General features: G+C 55.0%; 20 protein-coding genes. 12 read left to right on the top strand and 8 right to left on the bottom strand.

Annotation, left to right across the window (positions count from 1 at the left end; translation table 11 throughout):
• Window position 1: 1 nt before the first annotated feature.
• The 4 genes from flgE to flgB are packed head-to-tail and all read right to left on the bottom strand — an operon-like array spanning window position 2 to window position 2,825.
• Window positions 2–1,252 carry a flagellar hook protein FlgE gene (gene flgE / locus F3J31_RS09210; protein WP_032650841.1) on the bottom strand — a complete coding sequence of 417 codons (1,251 nt, stop codon included), beginning with the start codon at window positions 1,250–1,252 and terminating at the stop codon, window positions 2–4.
• A gap of 26 nt (window positions 1,253–1,278) precedes the next feature.
• A complete protein-coding gene (flgD, locus tag F3J31_RS09205; protein WP_032650840.1) occupies window positions 1,279–1,989 on the bottom strand; it encodes a flagellar hook assembly protein FlgD in 711 nt (236 codons plus the stop codon).
• 11 nt (window positions 1,990–2,000) lie between these two features.
• Window positions 2,001–2,405 carry a flagellar basal body rod protein FlgC gene (gene flgC / locus F3J31_RS09200; protein WP_008500814.1) on the bottom strand — a complete coding sequence of 135 codons (405 nt, stop codon included), beginning with the start codon at window positions 2,403–2,405 and terminating at the stop codon, window positions 2,001–2,003.
• 3 nt (window positions 2,406–2,408) lie between these two features.
• Entirely contained in the window at window positions 2,409–2,825 is a 417-nt protein-coding gene (gene flgB / locus F3J31_RS09195; protein ID WP_008500815.1) for a flagellar basal body rod protein FlgB, read from the bottom strand.
• A gap of 157 nt (window positions 2,826–2,982) precedes the next feature.
• Between flgB and flgA the strand changes: the two genes are divergently transcribed.
• The 3 genes from flgA (at window position 2,983) to flgN (ending at window position 4,459) form a co-directional block, all read left to right on the top strand.
• A complete protein-coding gene (gene flgA, locus F3J31_RS09190; protein ID WP_023327100.1) occupies window positions 2,983–3,642 on the top strand; it encodes a flagellar basal body P-ring formation chaperone FlgA in 660 nt (219 codons plus the stop codon).
• Between the two features lie 93 nt (window positions 3,643–3,735).
• Window positions 3,736–4,029 carry a flagellar biosynthesis anti-sigma factor FlgM gene (flgM, locus tag F3J31_RS09185; RefSeq protein ID WP_008500817.1) on the top strand — a complete coding sequence of 98 codons (294 nt, stop codon included), beginning with the start codon at window positions 3,736–3,738 and terminating at the stop codon, window positions 4,027–4,029.
• 4 nt (window positions 4,030–4,033) lie between these two features.
• Window positions 4,034–4,459: a flagella biosynthesis chaperone FlgN gene (flgN, locus tag F3J31_RS09180; protein WP_008500818.1), complete on the top strand. Its 426-nt coding sequence runs from the start codon at window positions 4,034–4,036 to the stop codon at window positions 4,457–4,459.
• Window positions 4,460–4,518: 59 nt separating this feature from the next.
• Here the strand turns inward: flgN and murJ are convergent, their stop codons facing one another.
• The 4 genes from murJ to rimJ form a co-directional block, all read right to left on the bottom strand.
• Complete coding sequence (murJ, locus tag F3J31_RS09175; protein WP_167212679.1) at window positions 4,519–6,054, bottom strand: murein biosynthesis integral membrane protein MurJ; 1,536 nt, start codon at window positions 6,052–6,054, stop codon at window positions 4,519–4,521.
• A gap of 129 nt (window positions 6,055–6,183) precedes the next feature.
• Window positions 6,184–7,107: a Gfo/Idh/MocA family oxidoreductase gene (locus tag F3J31_RS09170; RefSeq protein ID WP_167212676.1), complete on the bottom strand. Its 924-nt coding sequence runs from the start codon at window positions 7,105–7,107 to the stop codon at window positions 6,184–6,186.
• A gap of 2 nt (window positions 7,108–7,109) precedes the next feature.
• Window positions 7,110–7,760, bottom strand: a complete 651-nt coding sequence (locus F3J31_RS09165) for a YceH family protein (protein ID WP_167212673.1) — start codon at window positions 7,758–7,760, stop codon at window positions 7,110–7,112.
• Window positions 7,761–7,769: 9 nt separating this feature from the next.
• Window positions 7,770–8,354 (bottom strand): ribosomal protein S5-alanine N-acetyltransferase, encoded by a 585-nt coding sequence (gene rimJ / locus F3J31_RS09160; RefSeq protein WP_008500822.1) that lies wholly within the window; start codon window positions 8,352–8,354, stop codon window positions 7,770–7,772.
• Window positions 8,355–8,590: 236 nt separating this feature from the next.
• On the opposite strand from rimJ, the gene mdtH reads away from it, so the two are divergent.
• The 9 genes from mdtH (at window position 8,591) to F3J31_RS09115 (ending at window position 15,266) form a co-directional block, all read left to right on the top strand.
• Window positions 8,591–9,799 carry a multidrug efflux MFS transporter MdtH gene (mdtH, locus tag F3J31_RS09155; protein ID WP_047071489.1) on the top strand — a complete coding sequence of 403 codons (1,209 nt, stop codon included), beginning with the start codon at window positions 8,591–8,593 and terminating at the stop codon, window positions 9,797–9,799.
• A gap of 123 nt (window positions 9,800–9,922) precedes the next feature.
• Window positions 9,923–10,483: a lipoprotein gene (locus F3J31_RS09150; protein ID WP_045910186.1), complete on the top strand. Its 561-nt coding sequence runs from the start codon at window positions 9,923–9,925 to the stop codon at window positions 10,481–10,483.
• 126 nt (window positions 10,484–10,609) lie between these two features.
• Window positions 10,610–11,656 carry a dihydroorotase gene (gene pyrC, locus F3J31_RS09145; RefSeq protein ID WP_045334677.1) on the top strand — a complete coding sequence of 349 codons (1,047 nt, stop codon included), beginning with the start codon at window positions 10,610–10,612 and terminating at the stop codon, window positions 11,654–11,656.
• Between the two features lie 74 nt (window positions 11,657–11,730).
• The gene (dinI, locus tag F3J31_RS09140; protein ID WP_008500826.1) at window positions 11,731–11,976 is read left to right on the top strand and encodes a DNA damage-inducible protein I; all 246 of its coding nucleotides are present in this window, start codon (window positions 11,731–11,733) and stop codon (window positions 11,974–11,976) included.
• A 272-nt stretch (window positions 11,977–12,248) separates the two neighbouring features.
• Window positions 12,249–12,503, top strand: a complete 255-nt coding sequence (bssS, locus tag F3J31_RS09135; protein ID WP_008500827.1) for a biofilm formation regulator BssS — start codon at window positions 12,249–12,251, stop codon at window positions 12,501–12,503.
• Window positions 12,504–12,619: 116 nt separating this feature from the next.
• On the top strand, window positions 12,620–13,738 hold the full coding sequence (gene solA, locus F3J31_RS09130) for an N-methyl-L-tryptophan oxidase (RefSeq protein WP_167212670.1): 1,119 nt from the start codon (window positions 12,620–12,622) through the stop codon (window positions 13,736–13,738).
• A 60-nt stretch (window positions 13,739–13,798) separates the two neighbouring features.
• Window positions 13,799–13,912, top strand: a complete 114-nt coding sequence (locus F3J31_RS09125) for a DUF2770 family protein (RefSeq protein ID WP_032645429.1) — start codon at window positions 13,799–13,801, stop codon at window positions 13,910–13,912.
• A gap of 207 nt (window positions 13,913–14,119) precedes the next feature.
• Window positions 14,120–14,686 (top strand): cytochrome b, encoded by a 567-nt coding sequence (locus tag F3J31_RS09120; protein ID WP_048224381.1) that lies wholly within the window; start codon window positions 14,120–14,122, stop codon window positions 14,684–14,686.
• A gap of 1 nt (window position 14,687) precedes the next feature.
• Window positions 14,688–15,266 (top strand): YceI family protein, encoded by a 579-nt coding sequence (locus tag F3J31_RS09115; RefSeq protein ID WP_045401851.1) that lies wholly within the window; start codon window positions 14,688–14,690, stop codon window positions 15,264–15,266.
• Window positions 15,267–15,290: the final 24 nt, after the last annotated feature.

The raw sequence follows: 15,290 nt of genomic DNA, 5'->3' as shown, positions 1-15,290 counted from the left end.
CTTAACGCAGGTTAACCAGCGTGTTGAGGATCTGGTCCTGGGTTTTGATGGTCTGCGCGTTAGACTGATAGTTACGCTGCGCGACGATCATGTTCACCAGTTCTTTACTCATATCCACGTTGGAAGCTTCCAGCGCGCCGTTGGTCAGCTTGCCAAAGTTACCGGTGCCTGCGGTACCCAGCAGCGCCACGCCAGAGGACTGGGTGGCAGACCAGACGTTGTCGCCTTCCGATTTCAGACCTTCGTTGTTGGCGAAGTTTGCCAGCACGATCTGACCCAGAACCTGAGACTGTTCGTTAGAGTAGCTTCCCACCACGGTGCCATCGTCGTTGATCTGGTAGCTCACCAGATCGCCTGGCTTGTAGCCGTTCTGATTGGTAGCCACCACGCTGTTCGCGCCGGTATTCTGCTGCATGGAGTTCTGGAAGCTCAGGGAGAATGTCGCCGCCGTTGCACCGCTGACGGAGCCCGTGGTGATGTTAATGGCCGGCGTGGCGTTTGGCGCTGCGCTCAGCACACCCGCTGCGTCGTAGTTATACACACCCGCCAGGTTACCGTTCGCATCAAAGTTCATCTGCGCCGCTTTCGTCGCTGCAGAACCCGCTACGCTGCCGTCCTGAGTGTAAAGATCCCATTTATTGTCAGCCGTCTTAACGTAGTAGACGTACATGTTATGGGCGTTACCCTGGCTGTCGAATACGGTCACGGTCCCTTTTTTGTTGTAGGTATCCGGGTTAGTCGCATCGAAGGGAGCGGTTTGAACAGGATCGGTTGAGTTCAGGTTGATCTGCTGCGTCGCGGTGGTGGTCGATTTCGCCGCCATCAGGGTATTCGGGATGGTAATTGCCTGAGGGTTCGCACCGGTCTGAACGGTAGGCGGCGTTCCCGCTACCGGGTAGCCCGTCAGCTGCATGCCCTGCATGTTAACCAGCGTACGGTTTTCATCCAGCTTGAACTGGCCGTTACGGCTGTAGAACACAGAGCCGTTGGAATCGACCATACGGAAGAAACCGTTCTGGCTGATGGCAACGTCCAGACCACGACCGGTGTTGGTGGTGGTGCCGTCGCTAAAGTCCTGAGTGATGCCCGCAACTTTCACGCCCAGGCCGACTTTGGAACCGGCAAACATGTCTGCAAAGGAAGCAGAACCGGATTTAAAACCATAGGTCGCGGAGTTGGCGATGTTGTTGCCAATGACGTCCAGGTTGGTGGCCGCAGCATTCAGGCCGCTGACCGCTTGAGAAAAGGCCATGACTTACTCCTGATAAGTGTTAAGGCTTAGATAATCTGCCGAACTTCGTCGAGTGTGGTGGAACCAGAGGTTCCCAAATCCAGTTTGTTGCCGTCGCTTCCTTTAATCACGCCCTGGACCAGCGCGAACTGCAGCGGCTGCGCTACCAGCTGGGTCGTCCCGTTGCTGGCGCTGATTGCCACTTTGTAGGATCCGTTTGGTGCTTTGGTGCCGTCGGTCAGGCTGCCATCCCAGGTAAAGGTGTGAACGCCCGCCTTCAGCTCACCGATATCAATGGTGCGAACCACCACGTTATTGGCATCCGTGATCGTTGCCGTCACCTTCTCAGCCGGCTGCTGTAGCTCAACGCCAAACGGCGTGGTTGTCGTGGTGGTATTGCCGTCGGTGGTGCTGGTGCCTGCCAGAATCGTGGTTCCCGGGATCATCACCCCGTGACCAATCAGGCTTGCCGCCTGCAGAGACTGGGCGCTGTTAATCTGCCCAGAGACGGAACCGAGGGTGGTGTTCAGTTTCTCAATGCCGCTCACGGTACTGATCTGCGCAAGCTGCGTGGTCAGTTCGTTGTTCTGCATTGGGTTGGTGGGATCCTGGTTCTTAAGCTGCGCCACCAGCAGCGTCAGAAAGCTGCCCTGAAGGTCGGCGGCGTTACTCCCCGTCAGGGAGTTAGAACCTGTCGTACTCTTTGTGTTGTTAACACCCGAGTTCGTAGGATCATTCACATTTACGGCGATGGACATGCATGTCTCCTTTACTGGCCGAGAGTGAGTGTTTTGAGCATCATGCTCTTCACGGTATTAAGCACTTCGACGTTGGCCTGGTAGCTACGGGAAGCCGACATGGAGTTCACCATCTCACCCACCACATCCACGTTTGGCATCTTCACGTATCCGCTGGCATCCGCAAGCGGGTTACCCGGCTCATACACCAGCCTGTCCGGCGCCTGGCTCTCTACCACATCAGAGACCTTCACGCCGCCCGTCGCCGCGCCTGGCGCAGCATCGACCTGAAAGACAACCTGTTTGGCACGATAGGGCTGGCCGTCGGGTCCGGTGACGCTGTCGGCGTTCGCCAGGTTACTGGCGGCCACGTTCAGGCGTTTGGACTGTGCGGTTAACGCCGAACCGGCGATATCAAAAATATTCAGCAAGGCCATCTATCAGTTCCCCCCCTGCAGGACGTTCATCATGCCTTTGATTTGTCCACCGAGTACGGTCAGGCCCGTCTGGTATTTCAGGCTGTTGTCGGCAAACTGGGTACGCTCCCGGTCCATATCCACGGTGTTACCGTCGAGTGAGGGCTGATCGGGAATGCGATAAAGTAAATCGGTCGCTGGCGCGGTCATCGCCTGAGCAGGAATATGGCGAGAGGATGTCATGGCAAGTGCAACACCCGTTCCTTCGGCACGTCCACGCTCCATCACCTTTTTGAGTTCACTGGAAAAATCAATATCGCGCGCCTGATACCCCGGGGTATCGGCGTTAGCGATATTGGCGGCTAAAATCTCCTGCCGCTGGGCGCGTAAGTTGAGCGCTTCCTGCTGAAAACGTAACGCGGCGTCGAGTTTATCGAGCATGTCTCCTCCGCTGATGGCAAAATTTCAGTTCACAGCTTAAATCTCACCCGGTCTCCCCTATCGACGGAATAAGCGCAAAATGCGTCGCTATTTATTCCGTTGATGCAAAACCACTGCAGGTAGAATTCGTTCAACTCAGGAAACGGTGGAACTTGCGATGCAAACGTTAAAACGTGGTCTGGTGGCGGCTCTCTTGCTGTTAAGCCCTCTGGCGCAGGCTGAAGGGTTACAGGATCGGCTAACGGCTTTTTTTGCTGAAAAACTGGCAGGCTTTAGCGATGACGTGACCGTTACCGTGCGCACGCCACCGAATCTGTACCCGACGTGTGACCAGCCGTCCTTCAGCGTGGTAGGGTTCACAAAGCTTTGGGGGAATGTGAACGTGCTGGCACGCTGCGCCAACGAAAAACGCTATTTACAGGTTGCCGTTCAGGCGACGGGCAATTATGTTGTCGCTGCCGTGCCGATTGCGCGCGGCAGCGTGCTGCAGACAAACAGCGTGACGCTGAAGCGCGGCCGTCTGGATCAGCTGCCGCCACGCACCATGCTGGATATTAACCAGGCACAGGACGCCGTCAGCCTGCGCGACGTTGCGCCAGGCCAGCCGATACAGATCTCCATGCTGCGTCAGGCATGGCGGGTAAAAGCAGGCCAACAGGTGATGGTGGTGGCCAACGGAGATGGCTTTAGCATCAACAGTGAAGGGAAAGCGTTGAACAATGCCGCGGTGGCGCAAAACGCCCGCGTCAGAATGTCCTCAGGCCAGGTGGTGAGCGGAACCGTCGATGCTGATGGGAATATTCTGATTAACCTATAATCTTTTTAAAGATTTCGCGGCGCGTGCCGATAAATATTCCACTAATGATGATGTCAGGCGCAAACGCCGCGAACCCTCGATGAGGACAACACTATGAGCATTGATCGTACATCAGCCCTGAAGCCGGTAAGCGCTGTACAACCTCGCGAAACGAATGACGCTACGGCGCAGAAAACGCGTCTGGAAAAACCGTCAACGTCCAACAGCACCAGCGTGACCCTGAGCGACGCGCAGGCAAAACTGATGCAGCCGGGCAGCAACGATATCAATATGGAACGTGTTGAAGCGCTGAAAACAGCTATTCGTAACGGTGAGCTGAAAATGGACACCAGCAAAATCGCTGACGCCCTGATTCAGGAAGCACAGAGTTTCTTACAGAGTAACTAACCGTATGAGTCGACTGTCAGAAATACTGGATCAAATGACGGTTGTCCTGAACGACCTGAAAACGGTAATGGACGCTGAACAGCAGCATCTCTCTTCCGGTCACATCAACGGCAGCGCGTTGCAGCGTATTACTGAAGACAAAAGTTCGCTTCTGGCAACGCTGGATTATCTGGAGCAGCAGCGACGCGCTGAGCAGGATCCTAAGCGCAGCGCCAATGACGATATTATTGAGCGCTGGCAGACCATTACCGAAAAAACCCAGCACCTGCGCGATCTTAACCAGCATAACGGCTGGCTACTGGAAGGTCAGATTGAGCGTAATCAGCAGGCGCTTGAGGTGTTGAAACCGCATAAAGAAACCGGACTGTACGGTGCGGATGGTCAGACAGCGACTGCACGTATTGCGGGTGTGAAAAAGATTTCGATTTGACGCTTAAGCGACAAATTATGCAGTGGGGAGCACCCTAAGGTGAACTCCCCTTTTGGCGTTTATGCCGTCCGGCGGGCAAACTCTTTGACTTTGAAACCCAGCACCGCGAGCGTGGCAAAGTACGCCACCACCCCGACGCCTACTACGGCCATCAGCCGCATCAGACGATAAGGCATGGTACCCAGGGACCATTCCGGCATCACGTACATCATGCCAAGCAGCGCGGCAGACATCACCAGTACCGCAACAATCAGACGCGCCAGGAACCCCCCCCAGCCCGGCTGCGGCGTGAAAATATCCTGCTTGCGCAGCTGCCAGTACAGCAGCCCGGCATTCAGACAGGCCGCCAGACCAATCGATAATGACAGGCCTGCATGCTTCAGCGGACCAATAAACGCCAGGTTCATCAGCTGCGTCATAATCAGCGTCACGATGGCAATTTTTACCGGCGTTTTGATGTCCTGACGCGAATAAAAGCCCGGCGCCAGCACTTTCACCACGATCAGCCCCATCAGTCCCACCGAGTAGGCAATCAGCGCGCGCTGGGTCATGGCGGCATCGAAGGCGGTGAACTTCCCGTACTGGAAGAGCGACACCGTCAGCGGTTTGGCCAGAATACCCAGCGCCACCGCGCTTGGCAGGGCCAGCAGGAAGCAGAGACGTAACCCCCAATCCATCAGGCGGCAATACTCATCATGATTGCCGCTGGCAAAACTTTTCGACAGCGACGGCAGTAGGATGGTCCCCAGCGCCACGCCCAGCACCCCGGACGGGAACTCCATCAGGCGGTCGGCATAGTACATCCAGGAAACCGAGCCGGACACCAGGAACGAGGCAAAGATGGTGTTGATAATCAGCGAGATCTGGCTGACGGAGACGCCGAGAATGGCGGGCCCCATCTGCTTGATGACGCGCATCGCCCCGGCATCTTTGAGGTTGATGCGCGGCAGCACCAGCATGCCGATTTTTTTCAGATGCGGTAGCTGATACGCCAGCTGCAGCACACCGCCCACGGTGACCGCCCAGGCCAGCGCCAGTACCGGCGGGTTGAAGTGCGGCGCGGCGAACAGGGCAAAGCCGATCATGCTGACGTTAAGGAACGTCGGCGCAAACGCGGGAACAGAGAAGCGGTTCCAGGTGTTGAGGATCGCCCCCACCAGCGAGGCCAGCGAGATCAGCAGAATATAAGGGAAGGTGATGCGCAAAAGCTGCGAGGTCAGGGCAAACTTGTCGGCCGTATCGGCAAAGCCGGGCGCGGTCACCATAATCACCCAGGGCGCAGCCAGCATCCCGAGGACGGTCACCACCGCCAGCGCCAGCGTCAGCAGGCCGGAGACATAAGACACAAAGACGCGCGTTGCGTCCTCGCCCTGCTTGCTTTTATATTCCGCCAGGATCGGGACGAATGCCTGAGAAAACGCCCCTTCCGCAAAAATACGACGCAGCAGGTTCGGTAATTTGAACGCGACGAAAAAGGCGTCCGTGGCCATCCCTGCACCAAATACCCTTGCCACAATGGCGTCGCGCGCAAAACCCAGCACGCGGGAAAACATGGTCATCGAGCTGACGGCCGCCAGCGATTTTAATAAGTTCATTAACGTGAATTTCCAGAACCATACGGATTTCCAGGACGGGCAAGCGTAAGCGCCACCCGGCAAAGCCTACAAGCGGCGCTTAGTCTACCCGGATTTCAACGAATTACTATCCGCAGATGTTACAGCGAGTTATTCACTCATGGCCTCGCGCCAGAGCCTTTCCACAACGCGCTGCGCCATGATGGCCTGCTCGCCGGACGTTTCAGGAACCGTCTGATTTTGCACGCAGGAGATGAAGTGACGGGCACAGCCGGCAAAACCGCGCTGTTCAAGCGTGCTCTGCCAGCCAGGGGCAGGTAGCGTCACCACGCCGCTGCCCTTCTCCTCACGCCATTCACGCATGTCGGTAATGTCGTACAACGCGCCGTCGGTGACGGCCTGGACGCATTCTCGCTGGCTGCCTGCACGACGATGCATACTGGTGGTTACCTGCAGATGGTCAATCGAGAAATGATGTTCGGCGTAGACCATTTCACCCTGCTCGTTCGTCAGTAGCGTGCCACTTTGCAACTGCGCATTGCCGCTGGCGAGCCACAGCGCTGTATCCACAACGTGCAGATAGTCATCCAGCAGCGTGAAGCGCAGATCGTTCGGCCCGATGCTGTCTGTGCGGTGTTTATCCATCCGCAGCGAGGAAAGCGTGCCCGACTGTGCCTTAAGCTGCTGATAAAGCGGTGCGAAGCGGCGGTTGAAACCGACCATCAGCGTCAGTTTTTTGCGCGCGGCCAGTTCAATCAGCCGCTCGGCATCCTGAACATTTTCCGCCAGCGGTTTATCCACGCAGACGTGAACCCCCAAATTGAGCAGCTCGCTCACCACCTGATAATGGGTTGCCGTTGAGGTATGGACAAATACCACATCACACTCGCGGGCCAGATCCTGCAATGAGGCAGCATACGGCATGCGCCAGGTTTCGCAGATACGTTCTGCCTTTTCTCGGGTGGGTGACCATGCCCCTTGCAGGGTCCAGTCCGTCGCCGTACCTAAAACAGGCAGCCAGGCTTTTTGCGCGATACCGCCCAGCCCCACCACGCCTACGCGTAATTTTTTCACCGTCAGTCTCCCAAATGTGCCAGCAAGGCATCCAGACGCTGTTTCAGCCCGGCGACCTCGTCTTCCAGCGCCTCTACGCGGGCAACTAAATCGTCATCTCCAGCATTCATATCAGTTGCGCTGGATTTCACTGAAATATCAACGTCACCGCTGAACAGATGCATATAGCGGCTTTCACGCTTGCCCGGCTCGCGCGCCAGACGCACCACGTATGGGCCGTCTTCGCGAGAAGCCAGCCCTTCCAGGGTCTGCTCGACCTCCTGCATGTCGCTGAACTCATGCATGCGGGAAGCACGGATGCGTAGTTCCCCCGGCGTCTGCGCCCCGCGCAGCAACAGCGTGGTGATGACCGCCACTTCCGCACTGCTCAGCTTCAGGTCGCCAAATTCGGAGTTACAAAAGCGCTGTTCGTATTTGGTCACCCGGTTGCCGAATCCGCTGACGGTGCGCAGATAGTGGCGTTTTACCAGCGCATCCAGCACCTCCTGAACATCATGTTCGCTGAGGTTCATCACCGGCTCGCGGTTGGTTTTCTGGTTGCAGGCCATGGTCACGGCGTTGACGGAGAGCGGATACTGCTCCGGCGTGGTGACCTGTTTTTCGAGTAAGCACCCAATCACGCGCGCTTCTGTACCGTTTAGCTGATACTTCATCTTTTCTCCTTAACGACCTGCAGTCCAGTCCCGGGTGGTTAATGCCGTCAGAACGTGGTCGCGCCACTCTCCGTCTATCAGCAGATAGTCTTTGGCGTAACCCTCTTTCTCGAACCCTAAACGCGCCAGCAGATTTCCGCTGCGCTGGTTATGCGGCATATAGTTCGCCATAATGCGATGAATGTGCTGCGTGCGTTGCATATAGCGGATCGCTACCGTCAGCGCCTCGTACATCAGCCCCTGTCCCTGCCACTTCTGGCCGATAGAGTAGCCAAGGTAGCAGGCGTGAAATGATCCCCGCACCACGTTTGAAAAATTGGCGATCCCGATAATCTCTTTCTCTTCAGGATCCAGCAGCGCGAAGTAAAACGCGCTGCCCTGCTTGTGAAATTCCGTAATCATGCTGAGGCGCGCCTGCCAGCCGGAAGGGTAACAATGGCTCTCATCCCGAACGGGTTCCCAGGGTTTTAAAAACTGGCGATTCTCGGCGTAATAATCCGCCAGACGCCAGGCATCACGCTCATGCACCAGACGAACGACCAGCCTGTCCGTTGTCAGACGCACTTTTGGCACATTACTGCGATAGCCAAACATCGATACCACTCCTTCCCGTCACTTCAGCTTACCCATTAGCTTTACTATACCTGCGCCTGCGCCGTCTGTGAAAACAGTGACATACCATTTTCACCTCTTTTCACACTTTTCGATGAGAACTCTCTATCAAAGCACCCTTTTGATAAAAAAATATTGTCGCGTTCAGGGGTGGGAAAAAACGCGGCGACACCGCAGAATGTTAGCGTGCTCACCATCTTATTTTCCCTGGAGGGAAAATGTCCCGCGTATCACAGGCCAGGAGCCTGGGTAAATATTTCCTGCTCGTCGATAACATGCTGGTCGTGCTCGGCTTTTTTGTCGTTTTTCCGCTTATTTCGATCCGCTTTGTCGATCAGATGGGCTGGGCGGCACTCATGGTCGGCATTGCCCTGGGGCTACGCCAGTTTGTCCAGCAGGGCCTGGGCGTCTTTGGCGGGGCCATCGCCGACCGCTTTGGTGCGAAACCGATGATCGTAACCGGTATGCTGCTGCGCGCGGCAGGGTTTGCCACGATGGCGGTCGCTCAGGAGCCGTGGCTGCTCTGGTTCTCCTGTTTCCTCTCTGGTATCGGGGGCACGCTGTTCGATCCGCCCCGCACCGCGCTGGTGGTAAAGCTGATTCGCCCGCAGCACCGCGGCCGCTTCTTCTCGATTCTCATGATGCAGGACAGTGCCGGGGCGGTTGTCGGCGCCCTGCTGGGAAGCTGGCTGCTGCAGTATGACTTCCGTCTGGTCTGTGCGGCTGGCGCGGTACTCTTTATTCTGTGCGCACTGTTTAATGGCCTGTTCCTGCCGGCGTGGAAACTGTCGACGGTGAAAGCGCCGGTCCGGGAAGGGCTTGGTCGCGTCCTGCATGACAAGCGCTTTGTCACCTATGTGTTGACCCTGACGGGATATTACATGCTGGCCGTGCAGGTCATGCTGATGCTGCCGATCATGGTTAACGATATTGCAGGTACCCCTGCGGCGGTGAAATGGATGTACGCCATCGAAGCCTGCCTGTCGTTAACGCTGCTCTATCCGATTGCCCGCTGGAGCGAGCGACGTTTTCGTCTGGAACATCGTCTGATGGCCGGACTGTTCCTGATGACGCTGAGCATGATGCCGATCGGCCTGGTGAACACGCTCCAGCAGCTGTTTACGCTGATTTGCACATTCTATATTGGCTCGATCATCGCCGAGCCTGCCCGCGAAACGCTGAGCGCCTCGCTTGCGGATGCGCGTGCGCGCGGCAGCTATATGGGGTTCAGCCGCCTGGGGCTGGCACTCGGCGGGGCATTAGGTTACGCCGGGGGCGGCTGGTTGTTTGATGCCGGCAAAGCGTTAAATCAACCTGAACTCCCGTGGATGATGCTCGGCGTGGTGGGCTTTATGACGCTCCTTGCCCTGTGGTGGCAGTTCAGCCAGAAACGCAGCGCGAGCGGCATGCTCGAGCCAGGCGCATAACTTTTCCCTCGGGCGGGCGCCGCTCCCGCCCCACTTCTCAGTTTTTTCTGCTGGTTTCTGCCCATTCACGCTGACATACTGGCGTAACAGGACAGAAGCGCCGATTTTTCGTTGAGGAACACTATGAAGAAAATTGTTTTAGCCGCGGCATTGGTTGTCAGCGGTCTGCTGGTCGGCTGTAACCAGCTCACGCAATATACCGTCAGTGAACAGGAAATTAATCAGGCGCTGGAAAAACATAACAATTTCTCGAAAGACATTGGCGTACCGGGTCTTGCCGATGCGCATATCGTGCTCACAAATCTCACCAGCCAGATCGGACGCGAAGAGCCAAACAAAGTCACCCTGGCCGGTGATGCGGACCTCGATATGTCCTCCCTCTTTGGTAACCAGAAAGCCAACATCAAGCTCAAGCTGAAGGCCCTCCCTGTTTTCAATAAAGAGAAAGGGGCAATTTTCCTCCAGGAGATGGAAGTCGTCGATGCGCAGGTGTCTCCGGACAAAATGGCGCCGGTACTGCAAACCCTGATGCCCTATCTGAATCAGTCGCTGCGGAATTACTTTAACCAGCAGCCCGCGTACGTCTTAAGTGAAGACAAAAGCAAGGGTGAAGCCCTGGCGAAAAAATACGCAAAAGGGATAGAGGTTAAGCCGGGTGAAATTATCATTCCTTTCACAGATTAACCTGAAGGGCGCTGCGGCGCCCTTTTTTTTACGGAAAAGTGTGCAAACGAAAACGTTTCCGCTTATGATTTGTGTCCGGCAAAAACAGCCATCCTAATGACTGATTCCTGACAAGCCGGAGCTTCCATGACTGCACAACCCCAGGTTCTTAAAATCCGCCGCCCTGACGACTGGCATATTCATCTGCGTGATGGTGATATGCTGAAAACCGTCGTGCCTTATACCAGCGAAATTTATGGCCGCGCGATTGTCATGCCTAACCTGGTGCCACCAGTCACCACCGTCGATGCCGCGATAGCCTATCGCCAGCGCATCCTCGACGCCGTTCCTGCGGGACACGATTTTACCCCGTTGATGACCTGCTACCTGACCGATTCACTGGATCCGAACGAAGTGGAGCGCGGCTTTAACGAAGGCGTGTTTACGGCAGCGAAACTCTACCCGGCGAATGCCACCACCAACTCCAGCCACGGCGTCACCAGCATTGATGCCATTATGCCGGTTCTGGAACGCATGCAGAAACTGGGTATGCCGCTGCTGGTTCACGGTGAAGTAACGCATGCTGACATTGACATCTTCGACCGTGAAGCCCGTTTTATCGAGACCGTGATGGAGCCTCTGCGCCAGCGCCTGCCCGCGCTGAAGGTGGTCTTTGAGCATATCACCACCAAAGACGCGGCAGAGTACGTGCGTGACGGCAACGATCTCATCGCCGCCACCATTACGCCACAACACCTGATGTTTAACCGTAACCACATGCTGGTGGGCGGGGTGCGCCCTCACCTCTACTGCCTGCCTATCCTCAAGCGCAACATCCACCAGCAGGCGCTGCGTGAGCTGGTCGCCAGCGGGTTCTCCCGCGCGTTCCTCGGTACCGATTCCGCGCCTCACGCCCGCCATCGTAAAGAGGCAAGCTGCGGCTGTGCAGGCTGCTTCAATGCCCCAACGGCGCTTGCCAGCTACGCAACTGTATTTGAAGAGATGAACGCGCTGGAACATTTCGAAGCATTCTGCTCTCTTAACGGCCCACGCTTCTACGGCCTGCCAGTCAATGACACCTTCATTGAACTGGAGCGTAAAGCGAGCCACGTAGAGGAATCCATTGCCCTGACGGATGACACGCTGATCCCATTCCTGGCGGGTGAAACCGTAAGCTGGACGGTAAAACGTTAAAAAATCAATGCCCCTTGTTGTCAAACTGATAATATACCTGTATAAATAAACAGTATATTACACAGGGGGCATTTATGCGTATTGAAGTCACCATAGCCAAAACTACCGTTCTGCCTGCCGGCGCGCTTGATGCACTGGCAGGCGAATTATCCCGTCGTATTAACAATACCTTTCCTGACAACGCAGGTGCCGTCACGGTGCGTTACGCCGCGGCAAACAACCTTTCCGTTATTGGTGCCGCAAAAGAAGATAAAGATCGCATCAGCGAAATCCTGCAGGAAACGTGGGAAAGCGCTGACGACTGGTTCATCACGGATTAACACTGCTCCCTCATTGTGTTTTTTGCCGGGTCGCCCCGGCTTTTTTTTGCCTAAAATCCCGTAAGTTCAAATTAATTCGGCATCTTCTTTAAAAATCGTGAACGAGATGGTGTTTTATTGTTCGAACAATCCTAAAAAGCAGAAAAATGTGTTGCCACCTGTTTATTTTTCCCTTCGGAACCCTTATTACTTGGTATACTGAAGTTGCTTTCAGAAAAACATGCATTGAACCTCAAAGCCGTTGTCTTCTAACACGCATTAAGGGGGTTATAATGGAAAAGAATAGTGAAGTCATCCAGACCCACCCACTCGTTGGCTGGGATATCAGTACCGTAGATAGCTACGATGCGCTGATGCTGCGTTTGCACTACCAGACCCCAAATCAACTCAACCGTGAAGAAGCGGAAGTTGGACAGACGCTGTGGCTAACAACAGACGTCGCCCGTCAGTTTATTTCTATTTTAGAGGCAGGTATTGCAAAAATAGAATCTGGCGACTATCAGGAAAATGAGTATAAACGGCACTAAGCTTATGCCCACTTTTCACTCAACAGGCACCCTCGCGGTGCCTTATTTATTTCTCCCTTGTCTAACCCCGCGTTGTTAATTACTCTGCTAACAAAACATCAGTTTACGAGATGCATATGAGATACGACTTAATCATTATTGGCAGCGGATCTGTGGGTTCTGCCGCCGGTTATTACGCGACGCAGGCGGGCCTGAAGGTCCTGATGATCGATAGCCATCTTCCGCCTCATGCGGAGGGCAGCCATCATGGCGATACCCGCCTCATCCGCCATGCGTATGGAGAAGGCGAACGCTATGTTCCGCTGGTGCTTCGCGCCCAGACGCTGTGGGACGAACTGGCGAAACAGACTGAAGACCGCATTTTCGAACGTACCGGCGTTATCAACCTGGGCCCGGCCCATTCTGAATTTCTCGCCGGCGTCGAACGCAGCGCGAAAGCGTTTAATCTGGACGTTGAGAAACTGGACGCGACGGGCATTAGCACGCGCTGGCCCGAAATTAGCGTCCCGGACGATTATATTGGCCTCTTTGAAGCTCACTCTGGTGTGCTGCATTGTGAAACGGCGATCAAGACCTGGATCGAGCTGGCAGAGAAGGCAGGCTGCGCGCAGCTGTTCAACTGTCCGGTGGACGCCATCACCCATGACGATAATGGCGTCACGGTAACGACCCTTGACGGTGAATATTCCGCGGATCGCCTGCTGGTCAGCGCGGGAACCTGGGTTACCCGCCTGCTGCCCGATCTGCCGATCCAGCCGGTGCGCAAGGTCTTCTCCTGGTTCCAGTCGGATGGTCGTTACAGCGTCCAGAATAAATTCCCGGCCTTCACTGGCGAATTACCCAACGGCGACCAGTTCTACGGCTTCCCGTCAGAAAAAGACGCGCTGAAAATCGGTAAACACAACGGGGGCCAGGCTATCTCCTCCCCTGAAGAGCGTAAGCCTTTCGGCGCCTTTCCTCAGGATGGTTCGGAAGCCTTCTCGTTCCTGCGCACTATTCTTCCGGGCGTCGGCGGCTTGCTGTATGGCGCGGCCTGTACCTACGACAACACGCCGGATGAAGACTTTATCATTGATACGCTGCCGGGGCATGACAACACGCTGCTCATCACCGGACTGAGCGGCCACGGCTTTAAGTTTGCTTCCGTGCTGGGTGAAATCGCCGCGCAGTTTGCCCAGGGTATTGCACCGCAGTTTGATCTGACGCCCTTCTCCCTCTCGCGTTTTAACAGATAATTCGCCACGGGCGCCGGACATCCCGGTGCCCGTTTCATTCACACTGCATTACGGGGCGTTATGCGCAGGATCGTTAGCTTTCTGATGAATAATATTCGCGAGCATTTTATGCTCTATCTCTTATTGTGGGCGCTGTTGGCCATTATTGATTTTGTTTACATTGTATTTTACTGAAAAGCCTTACTGACAATAATTGACGTTAATTTATCTTTATTGAAACTCACCATTTCGCTTGCACGAAGAGATTGAATTAGCGCTAGCGATCCTTTTCAAAATTGCTGAAATAAATAAAATAAAAATCAATAGACAATTATTTCAGTTGCAATATCCCGCCTTCCCGTTCATTTTTACTTTCCGGTTAATTTGAAAATGGACATTCTGATGCAATTGCGTAACTCCTCCCGGCGCTACGGAATAATATCCATAGGTTTGCACTGGATATTTGCTCTTGCCGTCTACGGTATGTTTGGACTTGGACTCTGGATGGTCACGCTCAGCTATTACGATGGCTGGTATCACCAGGCGCCGGAGTTGCATAAAAGCATTGGTGTCCTGCTGATGCTGGGGCTGGTTTTCCGCGTGATCTGGCGACATATTTCCCCGCCGCCCGCTGCGCCAAAGACCCACAGTAAATTTACCCGCCTCAGTGCCGTCGCCGCGCATATTGCCCTCTATGCACTGCTGTTTGGCATCCTGATTAGCGGCTATCTCATTTCGACGGCTGACGGTAAGCCGATTAACGTCTTTGGCCTGTTCGACGTTCCGGCAACACTGAGCGATGCCGGGGCACAGGCCGACACGGCGGGGGTCATTCACCTCTGGCTTGCCTGGAGCGTGGTGATCCTGTCCGTACTTCACGGGTTTGCCGCCCTCAAACACCATTTTATTGATAAAGACGATACGCTAAAGCGCATGCTTGGCCGCTCGTCAGTTGACTCTGGAGCATAAAATGAAAAAACACCTGCTGGGTATCGCACTGGGTTCTCTGTTATTCACCGCCGGTTCCGCCGTGGCGGCGGATTATAAAATTGATAAAGAGGGCCAGCACGCTTTCGTCAATTTCCGTATTCAGCACCTGGGATATAGCTGGCTGTACGGTACCTTTAAGGATTTTGACGGCACGTTCACCTTTGACGAAAAAAATCCTGCGGCCGATAAAGTCAATGTGACGATTAATACGAACAGCGTCGACACAAACCACGCAGAGCGCGATAAACACCTGCGCAGTGGGGAGTTCCTCAACGTCGCGAAATTCCCGCAGGCGACCTTCACTTCTACTGAGGTGAAGAAAGACGGCGATAAACTGAATATTACCGGCAACCTGACGCTTAACGGCGTAACCAAACCGGTCACGCTTGATGCGAAATTACTGGGTCAGGGTGATGACCCGTGGGGAGGTAAACGCGCAGGTTTTGAAGCGGCAGGGAAAATTCACCTGAAAGATTTTAATATCACAACGGATTTAGGCCCGGCGTCTCAGGACGTGGAGCTGATTATTTCCGTGGAAGGTGTACAGCAGAAATCGTAATAACGTCGCCCGGCAGGCTTTCAC

The sequence above is a fragment of the Enterobacter sp. Acro-832 genome (assembly GCF_011752745.1).
Classification (GTDB): Bacteria; Pseudomonadota; Gammaproteobacteria; order Enterobacterales; family Enterobacteriaceae; genus Enterobacter; species Enterobacter quasiroggenkampii.
The sequence above is the reverse complement of the archived record's forward strand: the minus strand, read 5'-3'. Positions and strand labels throughout refer to the sequence as shown.

Bases quoted from the DNA above. Each gene is read 5' to 3' on its own strand.
- rimJ (WP_008500822.1), bottom strand. From the start codon at position 8,354: ATGTTTGGCTATCGCAGTAATGTGCCAAAAGTGCGTCTGACAACGGAC.
- flgA (WP_023327100.1), top strand. From the start codon at position 2,983: ATGCAAACGTTAAAACGTGGTCTGGTGGCGGCTCTCTTGCTGTTAAGC.
- flgD (WP_032650840.1), bottom strand. From the start codon at position 1,989: ATGTCCATCGCCGTAAATGTGAATGATCCTACGAACTCGGGTGTTAAC.
- flgN (WP_008500818.1), top strand. From the start codon at position 4,034: ATGAGTCGACTGTCAGAAATACTGGATCAAATGACGGTTGTCCTGAAC.
- F3J31_RS09115 (WP_045401851.1), top strand. From the start codon at position 14,688: ATGAAAAAACACCTGCTGGGTATCGCACTGGGTTCTCTGTTATTCACC.
- pyrC (WP_045334677.1), top strand. From the start codon at position 10,610: ATGACTGCACAACCCCAGGTTCTTAAAATCCGCCGCCCTGACGACTGG.
- flgB (WP_008500815.1), bottom strand. From the start codon at position 2,825: ATGCTCGATAAACTCGACGCCGCGTTACGTTTTCAGCAGGAAGCGCTC.
- F3J31_RS09120 (WP_048224381.1), top strand. From the start codon at position 14,120: ATGCAATTGCGTAACTCCTCCCGGCGCTACGGAATAATATCCATAGGT.
- F3J31_RS09150 (WP_045910186.1), top strand. From the start codon at position 9,923: ATGAAGAAAATTGTTTTAGCCGCGGCATTGGTTGTCAGCGGTCTGCTG.
- dinI (WP_008500826.1), top strand. From the start codon at position 11,731: ATGCGTATTGAAGTCACCATAGCCAAAACTACCGTTCTGCCTGCCGGC.
- F3J31_RS09165 (WP_167212673.1), bottom strand. From the start codon at position 7,760: ATGAAGTATCAGCTAAACGGTACAGAAGCGCGCGTGATTGGGTGCTTA.
- F3J31_RS09125 (WP_032645429.1), top strand. From the start codon at position 13,799: ATGCGCAGGATCGTTAGCTTTCTGATGAATAATATTCGCGAGCATTTT.
- flgE (WP_032650841.1), bottom strand. From the start codon at position 1,252: ATGGCCTTTTCTCAAGCGGTCAGCGGCCTGAATGCTGCGGCCACCAAC.
- flgM (WP_008500817.1), top strand. From the start codon at position 3,736: ATGAGCATTGATCGTACATCAGCCCTGAAGCCGGTAAGCGCTGTACAA.
- flgC (WP_008500814.1), bottom strand. From the start codon at position 2,405: ATGGCCTTGCTGAATATTTTTGATATCGCCGGTTCGGCGTTAACCGCA.
- solA (WP_167212670.1), top strand. From the start codon at position 12,620: ATGAGATACGACTTAATCATTATTGGCAGCGGATCTGTGGGTTCTGCC.
- murJ (WP_167212679.1), bottom strand. From the start codon at position 6,054: ATGAACTTATTAAAATCGCTGGCGGCCGTCAGCTCGATGACCATGTTT.
- mdtH (WP_047071489.1), top strand. From the start codon at position 8,591: ATGTCCCGCGTATCACAGGCCAGGAGCCTGGGTAAATATTTCCTGCTC.
- bssS (WP_008500827.1), top strand. From the start codon at position 12,249: ATGGAAAAGAATAGTGAAGTCATCCAGACCCACCCACTCGTTGGCTGG.